Annotated in this window: 18 protein-coding genes; 10 read left to right on the forward strand and 8 right to left on the reverse strand. The window is 60.0% G+C overall.

Annotated features, from left to right (window positions below):
- Positions 1 to 19 precede the first annotated feature (19 nt).
- The 5 genes from tgt to coaD all read right to left on the reverse strand — a co-directional run bounded on the left by tgt (position 20) and on the right by coaD (position 4,124).
- Positions 20 to 1,150: a tRNA guanosine(34) transglycosylase Tgt gene (gene tgt, locus DXT96_RS06150; protein WP_153513838.1), complete on the reverse strand. Its 1,131-nt coding sequence runs from the start codon at positions 1,148 to 1,150 to the stop codon at positions 20 to 22.
- Positions 1,150 to 2,232, reverse strand: a complete 1,083-nt coding sequence (gene queA / locus DXT96_RS06155; protein WP_153513839.1) for a tRNA preQ1(34) S-adenosylmethionine ribosyltransferase-isomerase QueA — start codon at positions 2,230 to 2,232, stop codon at positions 1,150 to 1,152. The genes tgt and queA overlap by 1 nt, the downstream gene beginning before the upstream one ends.
- 252 nt (positions 2,233 to 2,484) lie before the next feature.
- Entirely contained in the window at positions 2,485 to 2,994 is a 510-nt protein-coding gene (locus DXT96_RS06160) for a peptidylprolyl isomerase (RefSeq protein ID WP_149897486.1), read from the reverse strand.
- Between the two features lie 36 nt (positions 2,995 to 3,030).
- Positions 3,031 to 3,600 carry a peptidylprolyl isomerase gene (locus tag DXT96_RS06165; RefSeq protein ID WP_149897485.1) on the reverse strand — a complete coding sequence of 190 codons (570 nt, stop codon included), beginning with the start codon at positions 3,598 to 3,600 and terminating at the stop codon, positions 3,031 to 3,033.
- Between the two features lie 29 nt (positions 3,601 to 3,629).
- A complete protein-coding gene (gene coaD / locus DXT96_RS06170) occupies positions 3,630 to 4,124 on the reverse strand; it encodes a pantetheine-phosphate adenylyltransferase (RefSeq protein WP_153513840.1) in 495 nt (164 codons plus the stop codon).
- 435 nt (positions 4,125 to 4,559) lie between these two features.
- Here coaD and DXT96_RS06175 point away from each other — a divergent pair, with 435 nt between their 5' ends.
- From DXT96_RS06175 to DXT96_RS06210, 8 genes are all read left to right on the forward strand, one after another.
- The gene (locus tag DXT96_RS06175) at positions 4,560 to 4,739 is read left to right on the forward strand and encodes a hypothetical protein (RefSeq protein WP_046798466.1); all 180 of its coding nucleotides are present in this window, start codon (positions 4,560 to 4,562) and stop codon (positions 4,737 to 4,739) included.
- Positions 4,740 to 4,779: 40 nt separating this feature from the next.
- The gene (locus tag DXT96_RS27310; RefSeq protein WP_256367998.1) at positions 4,780 to 4,914 is read left to right on the forward strand and encodes a hypothetical protein; all 135 of its coding nucleotides are present in this window, start codon (positions 4,780 to 4,782) and stop codon (positions 4,912 to 4,914) included.
- 270 nt (positions 4,915 to 5,184) lie between these two features.
- Entirely contained in the window at positions 5,185 to 7,077 is a 1,893-nt protein-coding gene (locus tag DXT96_RS06185; RefSeq protein ID WP_153513842.1) for a peptidyl-prolyl cis-trans isomerase, read from the forward strand.
- A gap of 16 nt (positions 7,078 to 7,093) precedes the next feature.
- Positions 7,094 to 8,137 (forward strand): anthranilate phosphoribosyltransferase, encoded by a 1,044-nt coding sequence (gene trpD, locus DXT96_RS06190; RefSeq protein ID WP_153513843.1) that lies wholly within the window; start codon positions 7,094 to 7,096, stop codon positions 8,135 to 8,137.
- A gap of 10 nt (positions 8,138 to 8,147) precedes the next feature.
- Positions 8,148 to 8,963: an indole-3-glycerol phosphate synthase TrpC gene (gene trpC, locus DXT96_RS06195; protein ID WP_153513844.1), complete on the forward strand. Its 816-nt coding sequence runs from the start codon at positions 8,148 to 8,150 to the stop codon at positions 8,961 to 8,963.
- 7 nt (positions 8,964 to 8,970) lie between these two features.
- The gene (gene moaC, locus DXT96_RS06200; RefSeq protein ID WP_153513845.1) at positions 8,971 to 9,462 is read left to right on the forward strand and encodes a cyclic pyranopterin monophosphate synthase MoaC; all 492 of its coding nucleotides are present in this window, start codon (positions 8,971 to 8,973) and stop codon (positions 9,460 to 9,462) included.
- The gene (glp, locus tag DXT96_RS06205; protein ID WP_153513846.1) at positions 9,463 to 10,680 is read left to right on the forward strand and encodes a gephyrin-like molybdotransferase Glp; all 1,218 of its coding nucleotides are present in this window, start codon (positions 9,463 to 9,465) and stop codon (positions 10,678 to 10,680) included.
- Between the two features lie 489 nt (positions 10,681 to 11,169).
- The gene (locus DXT96_RS06210; RefSeq protein ID WP_149897478.1) at positions 11,170 to 12,240 is read left to right on the forward strand and encodes a GGDEF domain-containing protein; all 1,071 of its coding nucleotides are present in this window, start codon (positions 11,170 to 11,172) and stop codon (positions 12,238 to 12,240) included.
- Positions 12,241 to 12,466: 226 nt separating this feature from the next.
- On the opposite strand, the gene DXT96_RS06220 is transcribed toward DXT96_RS06210, so the two are convergent.
- Genes DXT96_RS06220 through DXT96_RS06230 form a run of 3 tightly spaced genes read right to left on the reverse strand, consistent with a single transcriptional unit; the run spans position 12,467 to position 15,349 of the window.
- A complete protein-coding gene (locus DXT96_RS06220; RefSeq protein ID WP_153513847.1) occupies positions 12,467 to 13,075 on the reverse strand; it encodes a pyridoxamine 5'-phosphate oxidase family protein in 609 nt (202 codons plus the stop codon).
- A 42-nt stretch (positions 13,076 to 13,117) separates the two neighbouring features.
- Positions 13,118 to 14,929: a monovalent cation:proton antiporter-2 (CPA2) family protein gene (locus DXT96_RS06225; RefSeq protein ID WP_174372492.1), complete on the reverse strand. Its 1,812-nt coding sequence runs from the start codon at positions 14,927 to 14,929 to the stop codon at positions 13,118 to 13,120.
- Between the two features lie 51 nt (positions 14,930 to 14,980).
- Positions 14,981 to 15,349 carry a gamma-butyrobetaine hydroxylase-like domain-containing protein gene (locus tag DXT96_RS06230; RefSeq protein WP_153513848.1) on the reverse strand — a complete coding sequence of 123 codons (369 nt, stop codon included), beginning with the start codon at positions 15,347 to 15,349 and terminating at the stop codon, positions 14,981 to 14,983.
- A 107-nt stretch (positions 15,350 to 15,456) separates the two neighbouring features.
- Here DXT96_RS06230 and moaA point away from each other — a divergent pair, with 107 nt between their 5' ends.
- Together moaA and DXT96_RS06240 are read left to right on the forward strand one after the other, a co-directional pair.
- Positions 15,457 to 16,506 carry a GTP 3',8-cyclase MoaA gene (gene moaA / locus DXT96_RS06235; RefSeq protein WP_371418797.1) on the forward strand — a complete coding sequence of 350 codons (1,050 nt, stop codon included), beginning with the start codon at positions 15,457 to 15,459 and terminating at the stop codon, positions 16,504 to 16,506.
- A 162-nt stretch (positions 16,507 to 16,668) separates the two neighbouring features.
- Positions 16,669 to 17,637 (forward strand): DMT family transporter, encoded by a 969-nt coding sequence (locus DXT96_RS06240; RefSeq protein WP_149897473.1) that lies wholly within the window; start codon positions 16,669 to 16,671, stop codon positions 17,635 to 17,637.
- Position 17,638 lies beyond the last annotated feature (1 nt).

Raw genomic sequence — 17,638 nt, forward strand, 5'->3', positions numbered from 1 at the left:
GGAGAAAGGTCGGGAAATATCAGATCGGGTCTATGTCGCCCTTTGCCCACATCTCTATGGTTTCCGCATAAAAATCGGCGAAACGGCCTTCCTCGATCGACTTGCGGATACCCTGCATCAGCTCCTGATAATAGGCAAGATTGTGCCAGGAAAGCAGCATGCCGCCCAGCGCCTCGTTGGAGCGGGTGAGATGATGCAGATAGGCGCGGGAATAATCGCGCGAGGCCGGGCAGTTGGACTGCTCGTCCAGCGGGCGCATATCTTCGGCATGGCGGGCATTGCGGATATTGACCCTGCCACGACGGGTGAAGGCAAGCCCATGACGGCCCGAGCGGGTCGGCATCACGCAGTCGAACATGTCGATGCCGCGCGCCACGGATTTCAGGATATCGTCAGGCGTGCCGACGCCCATCAGGTAACGCGGCTTTTCCGTGGGCAGGACCGGCAGGGTGATATCGAGCATGCCGAGCATCACATCCTGCGGCTCGCCGACGGCAAGACCGCCGACGGCATAGCCCTTGAGATCAAGCTGCTTCAGCCCTTCGGCGGAACGGATGCGCAGATCCGGCTGGTCGCCGCCCTGCACGATGCCGAACATGGCCTTGCCGGGCTGCTCGCCGAAGGCGACACGGCAGCGCTCGGCCCAGCGCAGCGACATCTCCATGGCGCGCTCGATTTCCTTGCGCTCGGCCGGCAGCGCAATGCATTCATCGAGCTGCATCTGGATATCGGAATCGAGCATGCCCTGAATTTCGATCGAGCGTTCCGGCGACATGTGGTGCAGCGAACCGTCCACATGGCTCTTGAAGGTCACGCCCTTCTCGTCGAGCTTGCGCAGGCCGGAAAGTGACATGACCTGAAAGCCGCCGCTGTCGGTGAGGATCGGATGCGGCCAGCGGATCAGCTCATGCAGGCCGCCGAGACGCGCAACGCGCTCCGGGCCGGGCCGCAGCATCAGGTGATAGGTATTGCCGAGAATGATATCGGCCCCCAGCTCTCGCACCTGATCGAGATACATGGCCTTGACGGTGCCAACAGTGCCAACCGGCATGAAGGCAGGCGTGCGGATGACGCCGCGCGGCATGGCGACTTCGCCAAGGCGGGCGCCACCGCTCGTGGCTTTCAGGGTGAAGGTGAATGTGTCGTGCATCAGTTCTTCCGGAACAACAGGCTGGAATCGCCATAGGAATAAAAACGGTATCCGGTTTCGATAGCGTGCTTATAAACGTCACGCATCGTTTCGAGACCGCAGAAAGCCGAAACCAGCATGAACAGCGTCGATTTCGGCAGGTGGAAATTGGTCATCAGAATATCGACTGCCCGGAAGCGATATCCGGGCGTGATGAAGATGCCGGTGGCATCGGACCAGGCGTGGATGACACCGTTCTCATCGGCCGCACTTTCGATCAGCCGCAGCGATGTGGTGCCGACGCAGATGATACGCCCGCCCCGCGCCTTCACGGCATTGAGCCTTGCGGCCGTCTCCTGCGGGACATGGCCGATCTCGAAATGCATCTTGTGATCGTCGGTATCGTCGGACTTTACCGGAAGGAAAGTGCCTGCCCCAACGTGAAGCGTCACGAAATGCCGCTCGATACCGGCCTTGTCCAGCGCCGCAAACAGGTCAGGCGTGAAATGCAGCCCGGCGGTGGGGGCAGCGACAGCGCCCTTTTCGCGGGCATAAATGGTCTGATAGTCCGTCTGGTCCTGCGCATCTTCCGGCCGCTTGGCGGCGATGTAAGGCGGCAGTGGAATATGGCCAACCGACGCAATCGCCTCGTCCAGCACCGGGCCGGAAACGTCGAACAGCAGCGTTATCTCGCCATCCTCGCCCTTTTCCTCGACGGTGGCTTCCAGATGGGCAAGGCCGCAGGCATTGTCGCGTTCATAACCGAAACGGATGCGGTCGCCCTCTTTGATGCGCTTGCCGGGCCGTGCGAATGCCTTCCAGCGCGACTGGTCGGCACGCATGTGCAGCGTTGCCGAGACCGCCGTCTCCGGCGCGCCTTCGCGCAATCTCACGCCTTCAAGCTGGGCCGGAATGACGCGGGTGTCGTTGAAGACAAGCGCATCGCCGGGCCGCAGGAAAGACGGCAGGTCAAAGACGTGATGGTCTTCCATGCGGTCCGCATTCGGATCGACCACCAGCAGGCGCGCGCTGTCGCGCGGGTTCGCCGGGCGAAGCGCGATATTCTCCTCGGGCAGATCGAAATCGAACAGGTCTACACGCATTGCAAGGGCTCTCGAAAATATCAAAACCCGCCCTGCATTGCGTGGGGCGGGTGGAAGGTGGTGACAAGGCTTCCTAGTACACTCAACGTCATCCTCGGGCTTGTCCCGAGGATCTGACGATCCACAACGTCAACGTGATCAGATCCTCGGGACAAGCCCGAGGATGACGACGGAGAAACTGGCACCCTCGTCATCAATGTGAAACCGCCCCGCAGTCGCCTGCGGAGCGGGTAAACGCTTTATACGCTACCTTCAAGCCGCCGAAGCAAGCTTGATGGACACGATCGAATCGGGATCCTTCACAGGCTCGCCGCGCTTGACCTTGTCGATGGCTTCCATGCCTTCGATGACCTGGCCCCAGACGGTGTACTGCTTGTTCAGCCACGGAGAGTCCGTGAAGCAGATGAAGAACTGCGAGTTGGCGGAGTTCGGGCTCTGCGAACGGGCCATGGAGCAGGTGCCGCGCACGTGCGGAATGGCGGAGAATTCGGCCTTCAGGTCTTCCTTTTCAGAACCGCCCATGCCGGCGCGAGCCGGGTTGAAGCTTTCCGAACCCTTCTTGCCGAACTTCACGTCGCCGGTCTGGGCCATGAAGTCCTGGATGACGCGGTGGAACACGACGCCGTCATAGGCGCCTTCCGATACCAGTTCCTTGATGCGGGCAACGTGGCCCGGAGCAACTTCCGGAAGCAGCTGGATGACGACCTTGCCGGTCGTCGTTTCCATGATGATGGTGTTTTCCGGATCCTTGATCTCAGCCATGATTATTCTCCTCTGTTCGGGCTCTATTGCCCTACCTTACTTCTTGCCGACGGTGACCTTGATCATCCGGTCGGGGTTGGAAACTTCGCCATTGCCGCCGGCGCCGCGCTTGATCTTGTCCACGGCTTCCATGCCGGACACGACCTTGCCTACCACGGTATATTGGCCGTTCAGGAACGGGCCGTCGGCAAACATGATGAAGAACTGTGAATTGGCGGAATTCGGATCCTGCGAGCGGGCCATGCCGACCACGCCGCGCGTGAACGGCGTCTTGGAGAATTCAGCCGGGATATCCGGCAGGTCGGAGCCGCCAGTGCCCGCACGCTGGGCGTTGAAGCTCTTTTCCATGTTGCCATACTGCACGTCGCCGGTCTGCGCCATGAAACCGTCGATGACGCGGTGGAAGGCGACATTGTCGTAAGCGCCCTTCTTGGCCAGCGCCTCGATCTGCGCCACGTGCTTGGGCGCGACCTCGGGCATCAGCTCGATGACGACAGGGCCGTCCTTCAACTGCACGGTGAGAAGTTCGGCGGCCGAAGCAATGGTGCTGGCGGCAAGCGCGCCCGCAAACAGGGCGCCGGCAAAGGCAAATCGAACGAGTTTCATCGGATTGGCTCCAGAATGTGGGGCTGAAGTCAGCGCTTCAGCTTGGCGTTGAGGGCTTCAAGCACGGCTTTCGGCACAAAGGCATCGACATTGCCGCCCATGGCGGCGATCTGCCGGACCAATGTGGCTGTAATGGGTCGCGACGACGTTCCGGCGGGCAGGAATACGGTCTGGATATCAGGCGCCATCTGGCGGTTCATGCCGGCCATCTGCATTTCATAATCGAGATCGGTACCATCACGCAGGCCCCGCAACAAAAGATGTGCGCCGTGCTGGCGGGCGGCATCGACAACCAGATTATCGAAGGAGACAACCTCCATGCGCGCCGCCTCGGTGGGCAGCTGTTCGGCAAGCGCCTGCTTTATCAGCGCCGCCCGCTCCGCAAAGCTGAACAGCGGCGCTTTTCCGGGATGAATGCCGACGGCAACGATGACTTTCGACGCCACGTTCAGCGCCTGGATAAGCACATCCAGATGTCCGTTGGTCATCGGATCGAATGATCCTGGATAAAAGGCAATCGTCATATCGCTCTCAGATGGTGGGCGCGCTTCGATGCTTTCCGCATATGTGCCGCCTTTTGTCATGGAGAGACGCGCGGCGCAAGACTTTTACCACCCAAGCATGCGGCCCGAGCGGCCTGAACCTCGGATGAATGGGCCGTTCAGTGCGGTTTCAGGGCTATTTTCTATAAATGCACACCATCGGGAAACCGAAACGCCTTTCACCCGTTAAGCATCCGGAGAATTGAAAATGCTGGCCTTCATGATCGTCCTTTCGGTCATCGCATCATTCGCTGCCGAGTATCTTTTTCTCGAATGACGCCCTTAGCCAGTTTCCTGAACGCCAGATGAACGAGCCATTCAAGGAAGTTTCACCGGCGCGATGCTAATCGATTTTTAAGGTTGACGCGGAACATGATCAGACATGGTGCGTTATAACCAAACCAAAGGAACAGACAGATGTTTGTAAGAGAAAAACAGTCTACTTCTGCGAAAATCAGCGTCATCAGCACTGCCTGGACAGTACTGGTTATCGCAATGGTAGCAACGACGTTTAGCCTTTATGAGCAAAAGCCTGAAGCCCAGGGACCGGACTATCCGCAGCTGACCGCCCGTTATCAGTATATGAACTACTATTGATAGCGGGGAGAATTTCCTCGAAACTCCCGGAGACGATATCATGTTTACATTTCTGACAATGCTTCTTGCCCTGATCAGCGTAATGTTCGTGACATCGATGATCTCCGTCATCGCCGAGATGCGGCGTGAAGACGAGGAATTCAAGGCGACGATACGGCGCGACCGCGCCTTCTGAGCGCGACAGACCGGCCTACCGCCGCCTTAAAAACGATTCTTTGCAACCGCCTGGACGCTCCGGGCGGTTTTATTTTGCCGCCTCACAAGGGCAATGCAGCGAAGATCCGGGTGGAAAAACAGCCCCCCAATCACACAAGCGTTTTCAAAACCCCGTTTTTCCAAGGCAAATTCCCTTCAATTTCCGTTTGGATTGATTTAAGGAACGCCAATACGTTGCGGGCCGGACGGCTGGCGACCGCGATGACGTTCCTGTGAGGTTTGCATAACGATGCTCGATTCCCTGAGAAATGCTTCTCGAACCATGGCAGCCAAGCTGCTGCTTCTCCTGCTTGTTGTTTCGTTTGGCGTCTGGGGCGTCTCCGCATCGCTGGTCACCGCCAATTCGCATGCCGTCATGACGGTGGGCGATCAGACGGTCAGCCCGCAGGAATTCCGGCTCGCCTATCAGCGCCAGGTTTCCGATCTCAGCCGCCAGTTCGGCACCCGGCTGACGACCGAGCAGGCCAAGGCCTTCGGCATCGACCGGCAGGTGTTCAGCCAGCTTGCGGCAGGAGCATCTCTGGACGAGCTGGCCTCGAAGATGAATCTCGGCCTTTCGGAAGATCGCCTCGCCAAGCTCATTGCCGAAGACCCGGCCTTCAAGTCGGTCAACGGCCAGTTCGACCGCAATCTGTTCAGCGAGCGTCTGCGCAATTCCGGCTTCCGCGAGGATGACTATATCAAGGAACGCAGCAAGGTCGCCGTCAGAAGCCAGATCGTCGAAGCCGTCTCGGATGGTTTTGCCGCACCGCAGGTGCTGGTGGATGCGCTGAAGCAATATCGCAACGAGCAGCGCTCGGTCGATTACGTCATCCTGTCCAACGCCGTCATTCCGCCGGTCAAGGCGCCGGGCGACGACGTGCTTGCGCCGTGGTTCGAAACCAACAAGACGAAATACCGCGCCCCGGAATTCCGCAAATTCACCTATGTGAAGCTGGAACCCTCCGACATTGCCGATCAGGCTTCGGTAACGGATGCGCAGATCGCCGATTATTACAACAGCCGCAAGGACAACTTCCGTACCGCCGGCCGCCGCACGGTGGAACAGTTGACCTTCCCGGACAAGGAAATGGCCGCAGCCGCAGCCGAGCAGATCCGGCTTGGCAACACCACCTATGATCAGGTGGTGAAGGATCAGGGCAAGACTGCGTCGGACGTAACGCTCGGCGAATTCACCAAGGACACCATGCCCGACCCGTCGATTGCCGATGCGGCCTTCGGCATCCAGAAGGATGGCGGCGTATCTGCGGTCGTCGAAGGCTCGTTCGGCCCGGTCATCCTGCGCGTCACCGGCATCAAGCCGGAAACCACCCGCACGCTCGATGAAGCCAAGGAAGATATCCGCAAGGACTTGGCCACCGCTGCAGCGGCCGAAGAAGTCACCAATGTGCATGACCGTTACGAAGATCTGCGCGCCGGCGGTTCCTCGCTTGCCGATGCGGCCAAGCAGTTGAACCTCAAGCCCGTCACCATCGCCGCAATCGATGCCGCCGGCCTCGATGAAAAGGGCGACGCCATTGAGGGCCTGCCCTCCCCGCAACTGGCGCAGGAAGTCTTCAAGACCGAACCCGGCACCGAAGCCCTGCCGATCAATCTCGGCCGCGAAGGTTACATCTGGTTCGATGTCGAGCAGATCATTCCCGCCCGCGATCGGACGCTTGCCGAAGTGCGCGACGATGTCGTGGCCGACTGGACGGCCGACCAGCAGCGCACCGCACTTGCCGCCAAGGCTGACGAGTTGAAGGCCCGCGTTGAAAAGGGTGAGACGCTTGAGGCTGTTGCCGGCGAACTCAGCCTCGCCGTCGAGCAGAAATCCGGCCTGCGCCGCACCAGCGAAGACGCGATTTTCGGCCGCCAGACAATCGCGGCGGTGTTCTCCGGCGCTGAAGGCGTGGTTGGCACGGCGGCAGATGCCGAAGGTTCCAGCCGCATCCTCTTCAAGGTTACTTCGGTCGATACCAATGCGCCCGCCGACGCGCTTGCCAATGACGACCAGCAGTTCACCGCCATTGCCCGCGCGGCTGGCGACGACATGCTCGATCAGATGGTCAACCGTTTGCAGAATGATTATGGTGTGACCATCAATCAGGCCCTCGCCGATCAGGCGATGGTCGGCTTCTAACCGGGGGACGGGAACGATGGCCGAACTGAAGCCGCTGATCGCCAGGGTCGCGAACGGAGAAAGCCTGAACCGCAAGGATGCGCGGGCGGCTTTCGACATTCTGATGTCGGGCGAAGCCACCCCGTCGCAGATCGGCGGTTTTCTGATGGCGCTGCGCGTGCGCGGGGAAACGGTGGACGAAATCGTCGGCGCCGTCTCCTCCATGCGTGCCCGCATGCTGCCGGTCTCGGCCCCCGCCAACGCCATCGACATCGTCGGAACCGGCGGTGACGGCATCGGCACCTATAATATCTCGACGCTGGCTTCAATCATCGTCGCCGGCACGGGCCTGCCCGTCGCCAAGCACGGCAACCGGGCGCTCAGCTCCAAATCCGGCACGGCGGATGCGTTGTCCGCGCTTGGTGTCAAGCTGGATATAGGCCCCGATCTCATCGCCCGCTGCATCGCAGAGGCTGGGCTCGGTTTCATGTTCGCGCAGATGCACCATTCCGCCATGCGCCATGTCGGCCCGAGCCGCGTCGAACTCGGCACACGAACGATCTTCAACCTGCTCGGCCCGCTCTCCAACCCGGCGGGCGCAAAGCGCCAATTGCTCGGCGTGTTTTCGCCGCGCTGGCTCACGCCGCTTGCCGAAGTGCTGCGCGATCTGGGTTCGGAAAGCATCTGGGTCGTACATGGCGACGGCATGGATGAAGTCACCACCACCGGCGTCACCCATGTGGCGGCACTGGAGAACGGCAAAATCCGCACCTTCGATCTGACCCCGAAAGATTTCGGCGTCGACGTCGCGGCGATGGCCGATCTGAAAGGCGGTGACGGCATTGCCAATGCCGCGGCGTTGCGCGACGTCCTGTCGGGCAAACGCAATGCCTATCGTGACATATCCCTCTGCAACGCGGCGGCGGCCCTTGTCATCGCCGGCAAGGCGGAAACATTGGGTCAGGCGATGGCGATCGTCAGCGAGGCGCTCGACAGCGGTGCGGCGGCTGCCGCACTCGACCGTCTGGTCGCCGTCTCCAACGAAGCAGATGCCGCGCAGGCCGACCACAAGCAGGAATGAAAGCGAGACCATGAGCGACATTCTGAAAAAGATCGAAATCTACAAGCGCGAGGAAATCGCCGCTGCCAAGACCACGGTCTCATTGGCCGATCTGAAGGCCATGGCCGCCGACCAGAGCGCGCCGCGCGGTTTCTACAAGGCGCTCCGGGCAAAGCAGGCCGAGGGCAAATTCGGCCTGATCGCCGAGATCAAGAAGGCCAGCCCGTCGAAGGGCCTCATCCGCCCGGATTTCGATCCGCCGGCCCTGGCTGCCGCCTATGAGGCGGGCGGCGCTGCCTGCCTTTCGGTACTGACGGATAGCCCAAGCTTTCAGGGCGCGCCGGAATTCCTGACCGCCGCCCGCAATGCATGTCCTTTGCCGGCGCTGCGCAAGGATTTCATGTTCGACACCTATCAGGTGCATGAGGCTCGCGCCTGGGGTGCGGACTGCATTCTCATCATCATGGCCTCGCTCTCCGACGACGAGGCAAAGCGGCTGGAGGACGAGGCATTCGCGCTCGGCATGGATGTGCTGGTGGAGGTACATGACGCCGAAGAGACCGAACGGGCGCTAAAACTCGCCTCGCCGCTGCTCGGCATCAACAACCGCAACCTGCGCACTTTCGAAGTCGGTCTCGAAACCAGCGAGAAGCTGGCGGGCCTCGTGCCGGCCGAAAAGCTGCTGGTCGGCGAAAGCGGCATCTTCACCTATGAGGATTGCCAGCGCCTCGAAAAGAGCGGAATCAGCACCTTCCTCGTCGGCGAAAGCCTGATGCGCAAGGACGATGTGACGGCGGCCACCAAAGCGCTGCTGACGGGCCAATCCGGCATTCTGGCAGCGGAGTAAATTCCCGATGAGCGATAGCCAGAAGCTCACCCATATCGATGCCAGCGGCGAGGCGCATATGGTCGATGTCGGCGATAAGACTGAGACGATCCGTGTCGCCGTCGCCGAAGGTTTCGTGAAGATGAAACCGGAAACGCTGGCGCTCATCCGCGATGGCAATGCCAAAAAGGGCGACGTCATCGGCACCGCGCGGCTGGCCGGCATCATGGCCGCCAAGCAGACGGCCAATCTCATCCCGCTCTGCCATCCGCTGATGCTGACAAAGGTTGCGGTGGACATTACCGAAGATACCACCCTGCCCGGCCTGCGCGTCGAGGCCATGGTGAAACTGTCAGGCAAGACCGGCGTGGAAATGGAAGCGCTGACCGCCGTCTCCATCGCCTGCCTGACGATCTATGACATGGCCAAGGCCGCCGACAAGGCGATGGAAATCGTCAATATCCGCCTGCTCGAAAAGAGCGGCGGCAAATCCGGTGATTTTCGCCGGCAGGAGAGCTGAATGAAACCGCTGCTGCCCGTAGATGATGCCACACGGCGCCTTCTGGAAGCGGCGGTTCCGGTAACCGATAGCGAAACCCTGCCGCTGGCTGAATGTGATGGCCGTGTCCTCTCGGCCGATCTCGCGGCGCTCCTCACCCAGCCGCCTTTTGACGCCTCAGCCATGGATGGCTACGCGCTGCGCAGCACCGATGCGCCAGAGATCGGCTCGGTCCTGACCGTCATCGGCCAGGCGGCTGCCGGCCATGCTTTCGCCGGCACTCTCGGTGAAGGCCAAGCAGTGCGCATCTTCACTGGCGCGCCCGTGCCTGAGGGAGCCGATACCATCCTCATTCAGGAGGATGCGGAAGTGCTGGAAGGCGGCAAGATCCGTACCACCTTCAAAGTCACCGCTGGGAGACACATTCGCCCGCGCGGGCAGGATTTTGCGCAGGGCGAAACCATTCTGAAAGCCGGGCGCGAACTCGGCTTCACCGACCTGACGCTGGCGGCCGCCATGAACCACGCAGCACTTGCAGTCTATCGCAAGCCGCGCATCGCCATCCTTGCCACCGGCGACGAATTGTTGCCGCCAGGCAGCACACCGAACCCGGCCCAGATCATCGCCTCCAACACCTTCGGCGTCGCAGCCCTCGCCCGTCAGGCGGGCGCAGACGTCCTCGACCTCGGCATCATTGCCGATGACGATACGCTGATCCGCGCCGCCATCGGCAAGGCTGTCGCAGCCAAGGTGGATGTGCTGGTGACGTTGGGCGGCGCATCCGTCGGCGACCACGATCTCGTGCAGGCGGCACTGAAAGCGGAAGGCATGCAGCTGGATTTCTGGCGCATCGCCATGCGTCCCGGAAAACCGCTGATGGTGGGTGCGATCGGCACGATGCAGGTTCTCGGCCTGCCCGGAAATCCGGTCGCCAGTCTCGTCTGCAGCCTGTTGTTTCTAGAACCGCTGATCCGCCGGATCGCCCGCCGCGCGCCTCCGGAACGCGCAGCAACCGTAAGGACCGCGACGCCGCTGAAGGAAAATGACCATCGGCAGGATTATCTTCGCGCCCGTCTCCGCACCGACGAAAATGGTAAACGCGTAGCGGAAGCCTATGCCAAGCAGGATTCATCGATGATGAACATCCTTGCCCATTCCGACGTCCTGATCATACGTCCGCCGCATGCGCCGGAAGCGCCCGCAGGCACGGAATGCCCGGTTATAAAGCTCCGGACCTGACGCCGTCTGAGAGCCACCGGATCGAAACGGCATACTGTTTCAAAAGCTTGACAAATATCATCCCTATACCGGCGCTAACCGCGCCGTTTGGCGTTGAGAGCATTAAATAAAAACTGTAAGATTCTTGCGTTTAGACATAAGCGACGAAGTTCGCCGCCTATACGCCATGTCTTGCGGAATTGAAAAATGCACTGCCCCGACATTTCCTATCCCGGCACCCTGTATTGCTGTGCCAAAATAAATCACTCGAAAAGCGTTATCGGGATTGACAGAATAAATACGATGCTGTCACCAAGGCGAATAGTAGAGGTAAAAAACTCCGGAAATCTATAAAAATGAAAATTACTTATAATTATCAATTAAATAAGATAAAAATCAACAAAAATAGGATTTCCGGGAACAAAAATTAGTTTTCTATAAATTAAGCTTTCCAAAACAGCCTACATAATAATAATCATTGTCTATAAGCAGACTCACTGGAGTTTCTTGATGAACACGGCATCCACGCCCAAAACAACGGGACCCGACATTGCCGGACAGATTGCCTACGCCATGCGGAGCATGGGTGTTTCGCCGATCCCGCGTAATTACAGCCTTTTCTACGAAGCCTATATCGGCTCGAACCCGGCGCTGACGAAAGATCTGGCGGCGCTTGGAAGCCGGGCCACGCAGGAAGATCTGGACGAACTGTCCACGCGCCACGGCGAAAGCAATCCGGTCAGGGCCATCGACGACGCGCATGAAAAGCTCAGGCGCGAACTGGAAGCGTTGCTGGGCACATTGCGGCGAGAACAGTCCTCCATCGAGAACTACAACAGGATCCTTGGCGAAACGCGCCAGCGCATCGATGACAAGAACGCCTCCAGCACCAATATTCTGAAGAATGCGATTTTGTTGCTGGCCGAAGCCACGGGCACGAAGATCATCGATGGCGAGAAGGCGTTTAACGACGTCAATCGCCATGCCGAGGAAATGCATCAGGTCCGTCTGGAACTGGATGAATATAAGCGCATCGCCAATACCGACTCGCTGACGCGCCTTTCCAACCGCCGGGCTTTCGACGACCGGCTGGCCTGCGTCTATGACAGCTCCATCGGCCTGCAATATACGTCGCTGGTACTGCTCGATATCGACCATTTCAAGCGGATCAATGACACGTTCGGCCATCCGGTCGGCGACAAGATTTTGGCAACCGTCGCCTCGGTCATCCGCGCCAATGTCCGCAAGGACGGCTTCGTCGCCAGAAGCGGCGGCGAGGAATTCGCCATCATTCTCGACGGCAATACGCCGGAGGAAGTCATGGTGATGTGCGAGCGCATCCGCCTGTCGCTGGAAAGCACACCGTTCCGCAATTCGAGATCGGGCGCCGACTATGGCACGGTGACGATCTCCATCGGTTTCGCTTCCGCTTCGCAGGCCAACAATCCGGGCGAGCTTTATGGCCATGCCGATACGGCGCTCTACCACGCCAAGGAAACCGGCAGAAACCGCTCCATCTTTTACGAGGATGGCATGCAGAAGAACTATACCGGCAAGAACTGGCTCATTTACCGGACGTGACGCGTATCGCGCCAGTTTGGGTGCGCTAAAACCACGCTACTTCCCCTACCCTCATTCCTGTGCCTGTCACAGAAATCTGGCCAGCCCAGGTCCCTGAGCTGTAAAACTCTCTCCGCCGCGCAGACGCGCGTCGACTGGATTCCTGTGACGAGCACAGGAATGAGGAAAGAGGAAAGACGTCGGCCTATCGTTGTATCGCTATGAGGTACTCTTCGCGACAAGCCCCTCACCACATCGTAGCCGCTGCCCGTGCCGCCCATTCGCGGTCATAGGTTTCCTGATCGAACTCCGCTTTCGCGGCTTTCAGCAGCACACCCGGCGTGGGTAGCGACGCCGGTTCGACGAAGTGTTCCGGGTTCCACAGTTCCGAGCGCATCAGCGCCCTGGCACACTGGAAATAGACCTCATCAATCGTCATCACGATGACGGTGCGCGGATGTTTGCCATCCATCTCGAAGCTTTGCAGCAGCTCCGGATCGACGGAGACCACGGCCCGGCCGTTGATGCGCATCGTGGTATTCGAACCGGGGATCAGGAACATCAGCGCCACCCGCGGGTCACGCACGATATTCAAAAGGGAGTCGACACGGTTGTTGCCGCGCCAGTCCGGCAGCAGCACTGTCTTGTCATCCGCTACCCGCACGACACCGCCCCTGTCACCACGCGGCGAACAGTCCATGCCTTCCGGCCCCACAGTCGCCAGCGCCAGAAAGGGTGATGCCTCGATCATCAGCCGGTATTCGGCCGTCAGGGTGGCCGTTACCTTGGCGATCGACGCTTCGCTGGCTCCGTCATAGATGGCCTTCAATTCCTCAACCGTGTGAATGATCGTCATGTCAATTCCAACCCTGTTAAAACCGGTATATCGGGACTACGCCTATTCTTCCGCCGCTTCCGCCTTTTCCCGCTCCGCCCGCTCGCGTGCAGTGCGTGCGGCGACGAGGTCGGCCGGCTGAGCATTGCCGCGGATCAGCGAACGGCCGGCATAGATGCCGCCGACGACCTCCATGGCGAAACGTTCCTCGTCACGGTCGCGGAATTCCTCCACCAGACGGGCGGCGTCCTCACGCTCCTCGCCCATGGCGCCCAGCACTTCCTCACTGAAATTCAGCGCCGATTCCAGCGTCTCACGGATCTGGTAATCGACGCCCGCCTTCAGAAGATCGATGGCGTGGCCACGGTCATAGGCGCGGGCAAGAACCGGAACAAGCGGGAATTCGTGCTTGACGATCTCCGCGATCCGCACCGCCGCATCCTTGTCATCGACGCAGATGAGCACCGCGCGCGCCGTGCTGGCACCGGCCGCATGCAGGATTTCCGCCCGCGAGCCATCGCCATAATAGACCTTGAAACCGAACTCCGCCGCGTCACGCACGAAGTCGGCATCCTTGTCGATGAGAGACAGGGTGTAGCCACGCGCCAGAAGCGGCTGGCTGACGATCTGCCCGAAACGCCCGAAGCCGATCAAGAGAATGCTGCCCTCGACATTCTCAGGCACGTCGAGATCGTCGGTATTGGGAACTGCCGCCGGCACCAGCCGGTCATGCAGAATGACCATCAGCGGCGTCAACACCATCGAGATGATGATGGTCGCGGTCAGGATGGCGTTCGCCTCCCGGTCGAGAATGCCGGCGCTAACGGCGGCGGAATAAAGCACGAAGGCGAATTCGCCGCCCTGCGCCATCAGCACCGCTCGCTCCAGGCTCTCACGGCGCGTGGTGCCGAGCGCCCGCGCCACACCATAGATGAGAAAACCCTTGAGCAGCATGTAGCCCGCCACACTGACGACCACGAGCTGCCAGTTGGAGCCGATGACGGCAAGGTCGATCGCCATGCCGACGCCGAGGAAGAACAGGCCGAGCAGAATGCCGCGAAACGGCTCGATATCCGCTTCCAGCTGATGCCGGAAGGAAGATTCGGACAAAAGCACGCCGGCGAGAAACGCGCCCATGGCCATGGAAAGCCCGCTGACCTGCATCAGCAGCGCAGATCCCAGCACCACGAGAAGCGCAGCAGCCGTCATCACCTCCCGCGCACCGGAGGCGGCGAGCAGCCGGAAGAACGGGTTAAGCAGATAACGCCCGGCAAGAATGAGCGCACCAACGGCGGCAAGCGCGATGCCCACGGAAATCCAGCGCTCCGAGGGCGTCACATGCTCGCCGCCCGAACCGAGAAAGGCGACAAGCGCCAGAAGCGGCACGATGGCCAGATCCTCAAACAGCAGGATGGCGATGATGCGCTGGCCCTTGAGGCTGGACATGCTGTTGCGTTCCTGCAGCATCTGCATGACGATCGCCGTCGAGGTCAGCACGAAACCCGTGCCGGCGACGAAGGACATGATGACCGGAAAGCCAAGACCGACACCGATCAACGTCAGGCCCGCCATGCACACCAGCACCTGCAGCGCGCCCAGCCCGAAAATATCCTGCCGCATCGACCACAGCCGCGACGGCTGCATTTCAAGGCCGATGATGAACAGGAACATCACTACGCCCAGTTCGGCAATATGGAGAATGGCCTGCGAATCTGAGAAAAACCCAAACCCGTAAGGACCGATCACCAGGCCGGCAGCCAGATAACCCAGCACCGAACCGAGGCCGATACGCTTGAAAATCGGCGCGGCGACGACACCTGCCGCCAAAAGCACGACCACCTGGGCCAGATCATTTCCGTTCGCTTCGACAGCCACACGTCACCCCGTTGCAATTGATAGGACGAGGGCTTCGTCCCCCGTCTTTTTCTACCGGGATAGCGGCTCCCTGCTCAAGCCCTTTTCAGCAAGCTGCCGTTGATAATCGTCAAACAGTGCGTCGCCGGTTTCGCCCAGTTCCCTCAGATATTTCCAGGTGTAGATACCGCTGTCATGGCCGTCGTCGAAAACGATGCGAACCGCATAATTGCCGGTCGCGACCATCGAGCGGATGGCGACATTGCGTTTGCCGGGTACGGTGACCTTTTGTCCCGGCCCGTGACCCTGCACTTCCGCCGAGGGTGAAAGCACCCGCAACATCTCGGCGGGAAGCCGGTAAACGCTTCCATCGTCAAAGGAAACCGTCAATTCCCGCCGGTCTTTCGACACCAGCAGCTCGATCGGCCAGACATCACTCATTTTTCACTTCCGTAAGCTCATCATATGCGTCAAAATTACGGACTTGCCTCACGATAGGCAAGCCACTACATCATTTGAAAGGCGCATCGCGCAATGAGGATGGAGACGTGAACAGTTTCCCCGGATCGCTTGAAAAAGCGCAATTCCTGACGGAAAACAACGCACCGATGGTGGATCCCTTCGGCCGCGCCATCACCTATCTGCGCGTTTCAGTCACCGACCGCTGCGATTTCCGCTGCACCTATTGCATGTCCGAGCACATGACCTTCCTGCCGAAGAAGGACCTTCTGACGCTGGAAGAGCTCGACCGGCTCTGTTCCGTCTTCATAACGCGCGGCGTGCGCAAGCTCAGGCTCACCGGCGGCGAGCCGCTGGTGCGCAAGAACATCATGTCGCTGGTTCGGAATCTCGGCCGCCATGTGCGCAACGGCACATTGGACGAACTGACGCTGACCACCAATGGCTCGCAGCTTGCCAAATATGCCGATGAGCTGGCCGATTGCGGCGTCAAGCGCATCAACGTCTCGCTCGACACGCTCGACCGCGATAAATTCCGCCAGATCACCCGCTGGGGTGATATCGACCGTGTCATGGAAGGGCTGGATGCCGCACAGGCCGCCGGCATCAAGGTCAAGCTCAACGCCGTGGCGCTGAAGGATTTCAACGACACCGAAATGCCTGAAATCATGCGTTTTGCCCATGGTCGCGGCATGGATCTGACCGTCATCGAAACCATGCCGATGGGTGAGATCGAGGAAGACCGCACCGACCGCTATCTGCCGCTGTCGCAGTTGCGCGCCGATCTGGAAAAGAGCTTCACGCTCATCGACAGCGATTACCAGACCGGCGGCCCCGCCCGTTACGTAACGGTGGAGGAAACCGGCGGCCGGCTCGGATTCATTACGCCGATGACCCATAATTTCTGCGAAAGCTGCAACCGTGTCCGCCTGACCTGCACCGGCACGCTTTATATGTGTCTGGGCCAGGACGATGCGGCCGACCTGCGCACGGCGCTGCGCGCTTCCGAAAGCGACGTCTATCTGTCGAGCGCCATCGATGAAGCCCTTCTGCGAAAGCCGAAGGGGCATGATTTCATCATCGACCGCACCCACAAACGCCCCGCCGTCGCCCGCCATATGAGCGTGACGGGCGGCTGAGCCGCTTTCTTTGTCACCCATCTATATAAGCGGTTGAATTGCCGGCTTGGCCGTGTCACGTCTCTTTACATGGAGGAATGCGTCGTCGCGCCCGCGAGGCCGCCCGAAACCGTCTGAAAGGTCGGTCCGGGTAAAACTGCGCATGGTCTGGGATCGTATGGAATGGCATTGACGGACAATACGCGCGGCGCGCTTTTCATGGCGCTCGCCATGGCAAGCTTCACGGCCAACGACGCCCTGACGAAATCCGTCACACCCTACATCAACACCGGCCAGATCATGTTCGTGCGCGGCATCATGACCGTGGTGCTGATTTATATCGCCGCCCGGCATTTCGGCGCGCTGAGACCACTGAAAACCCTGCTGCGGCCCATCATCATCCTGCGCTGTCTCTGCGAAGTGACTGCCGCGGTGCTTTACCTGACGGCGCTGGGCCTCATCGAATTTTCCAATGCCTCGGCCATATTGCAGTCCCTGCCGCTGGTGGTGACGCTGGGTGCGGCGCTGTTCCTGCGTGAGCCGGTCGGCTGGCGGCGCTGGGTGGCGATCATCGTCGGTTTCATCGGCGTGCTCGTCATTATCCGGCCCGGCCCGGAAGGTTTTACCCCCGGCGCGCTGCTGGTCGTCGCATCGCTCGCCGTCACCGCCGCACGCGATCTCCTGACCCGGAAAATGTATGCCGATGTGCCCTCGCTTGCGATTACCGTCATCACCGCCACCGTCAACATGGCGGTGGGCGGCCTGCTGATCGTGCCTTTCGGCGGCTGGCAGCCGATGAATGTCACGATCGTGTCGCATCTCGCCGCTTCCGCCATTCTGGTGCTGGTCGGTTATCAGGCGATCATCCTCGCGATGCGATCAGGCGAAATCTCCTTCGTCGCGCCGTTTCGTTATACCGGCCTGCTCTGGGGTTTCATGATTGGCGTGTTCTTCTTCAACGAAAAAATCGACAGTTTCACGATCGTCGGCGCGATGATCGTCATCGGTTCGGGTCTCTACACTTTCTATCGTGAAAGCCTGCGTAAACGTTCGCAAATGGCCAAGCGCGCGGCCGCCACACCGACCGCCGCAACCACGGTGCGACCGGCTTCCGTAACGAAAACTGCCGTTACGGAAGAGGCGGGAGAATGAC

Origin of the sequence: Agrobacterium sp. ICMP 6402 (genome assembly GCF_009498615.1) — a bacterium.
Lineage (GTDB): Bacteria > Pseudomonadota > Alphaproteobacteria > Rhizobiales > Rhizobiaceae > Agrobacterium > Agrobacterium burrii.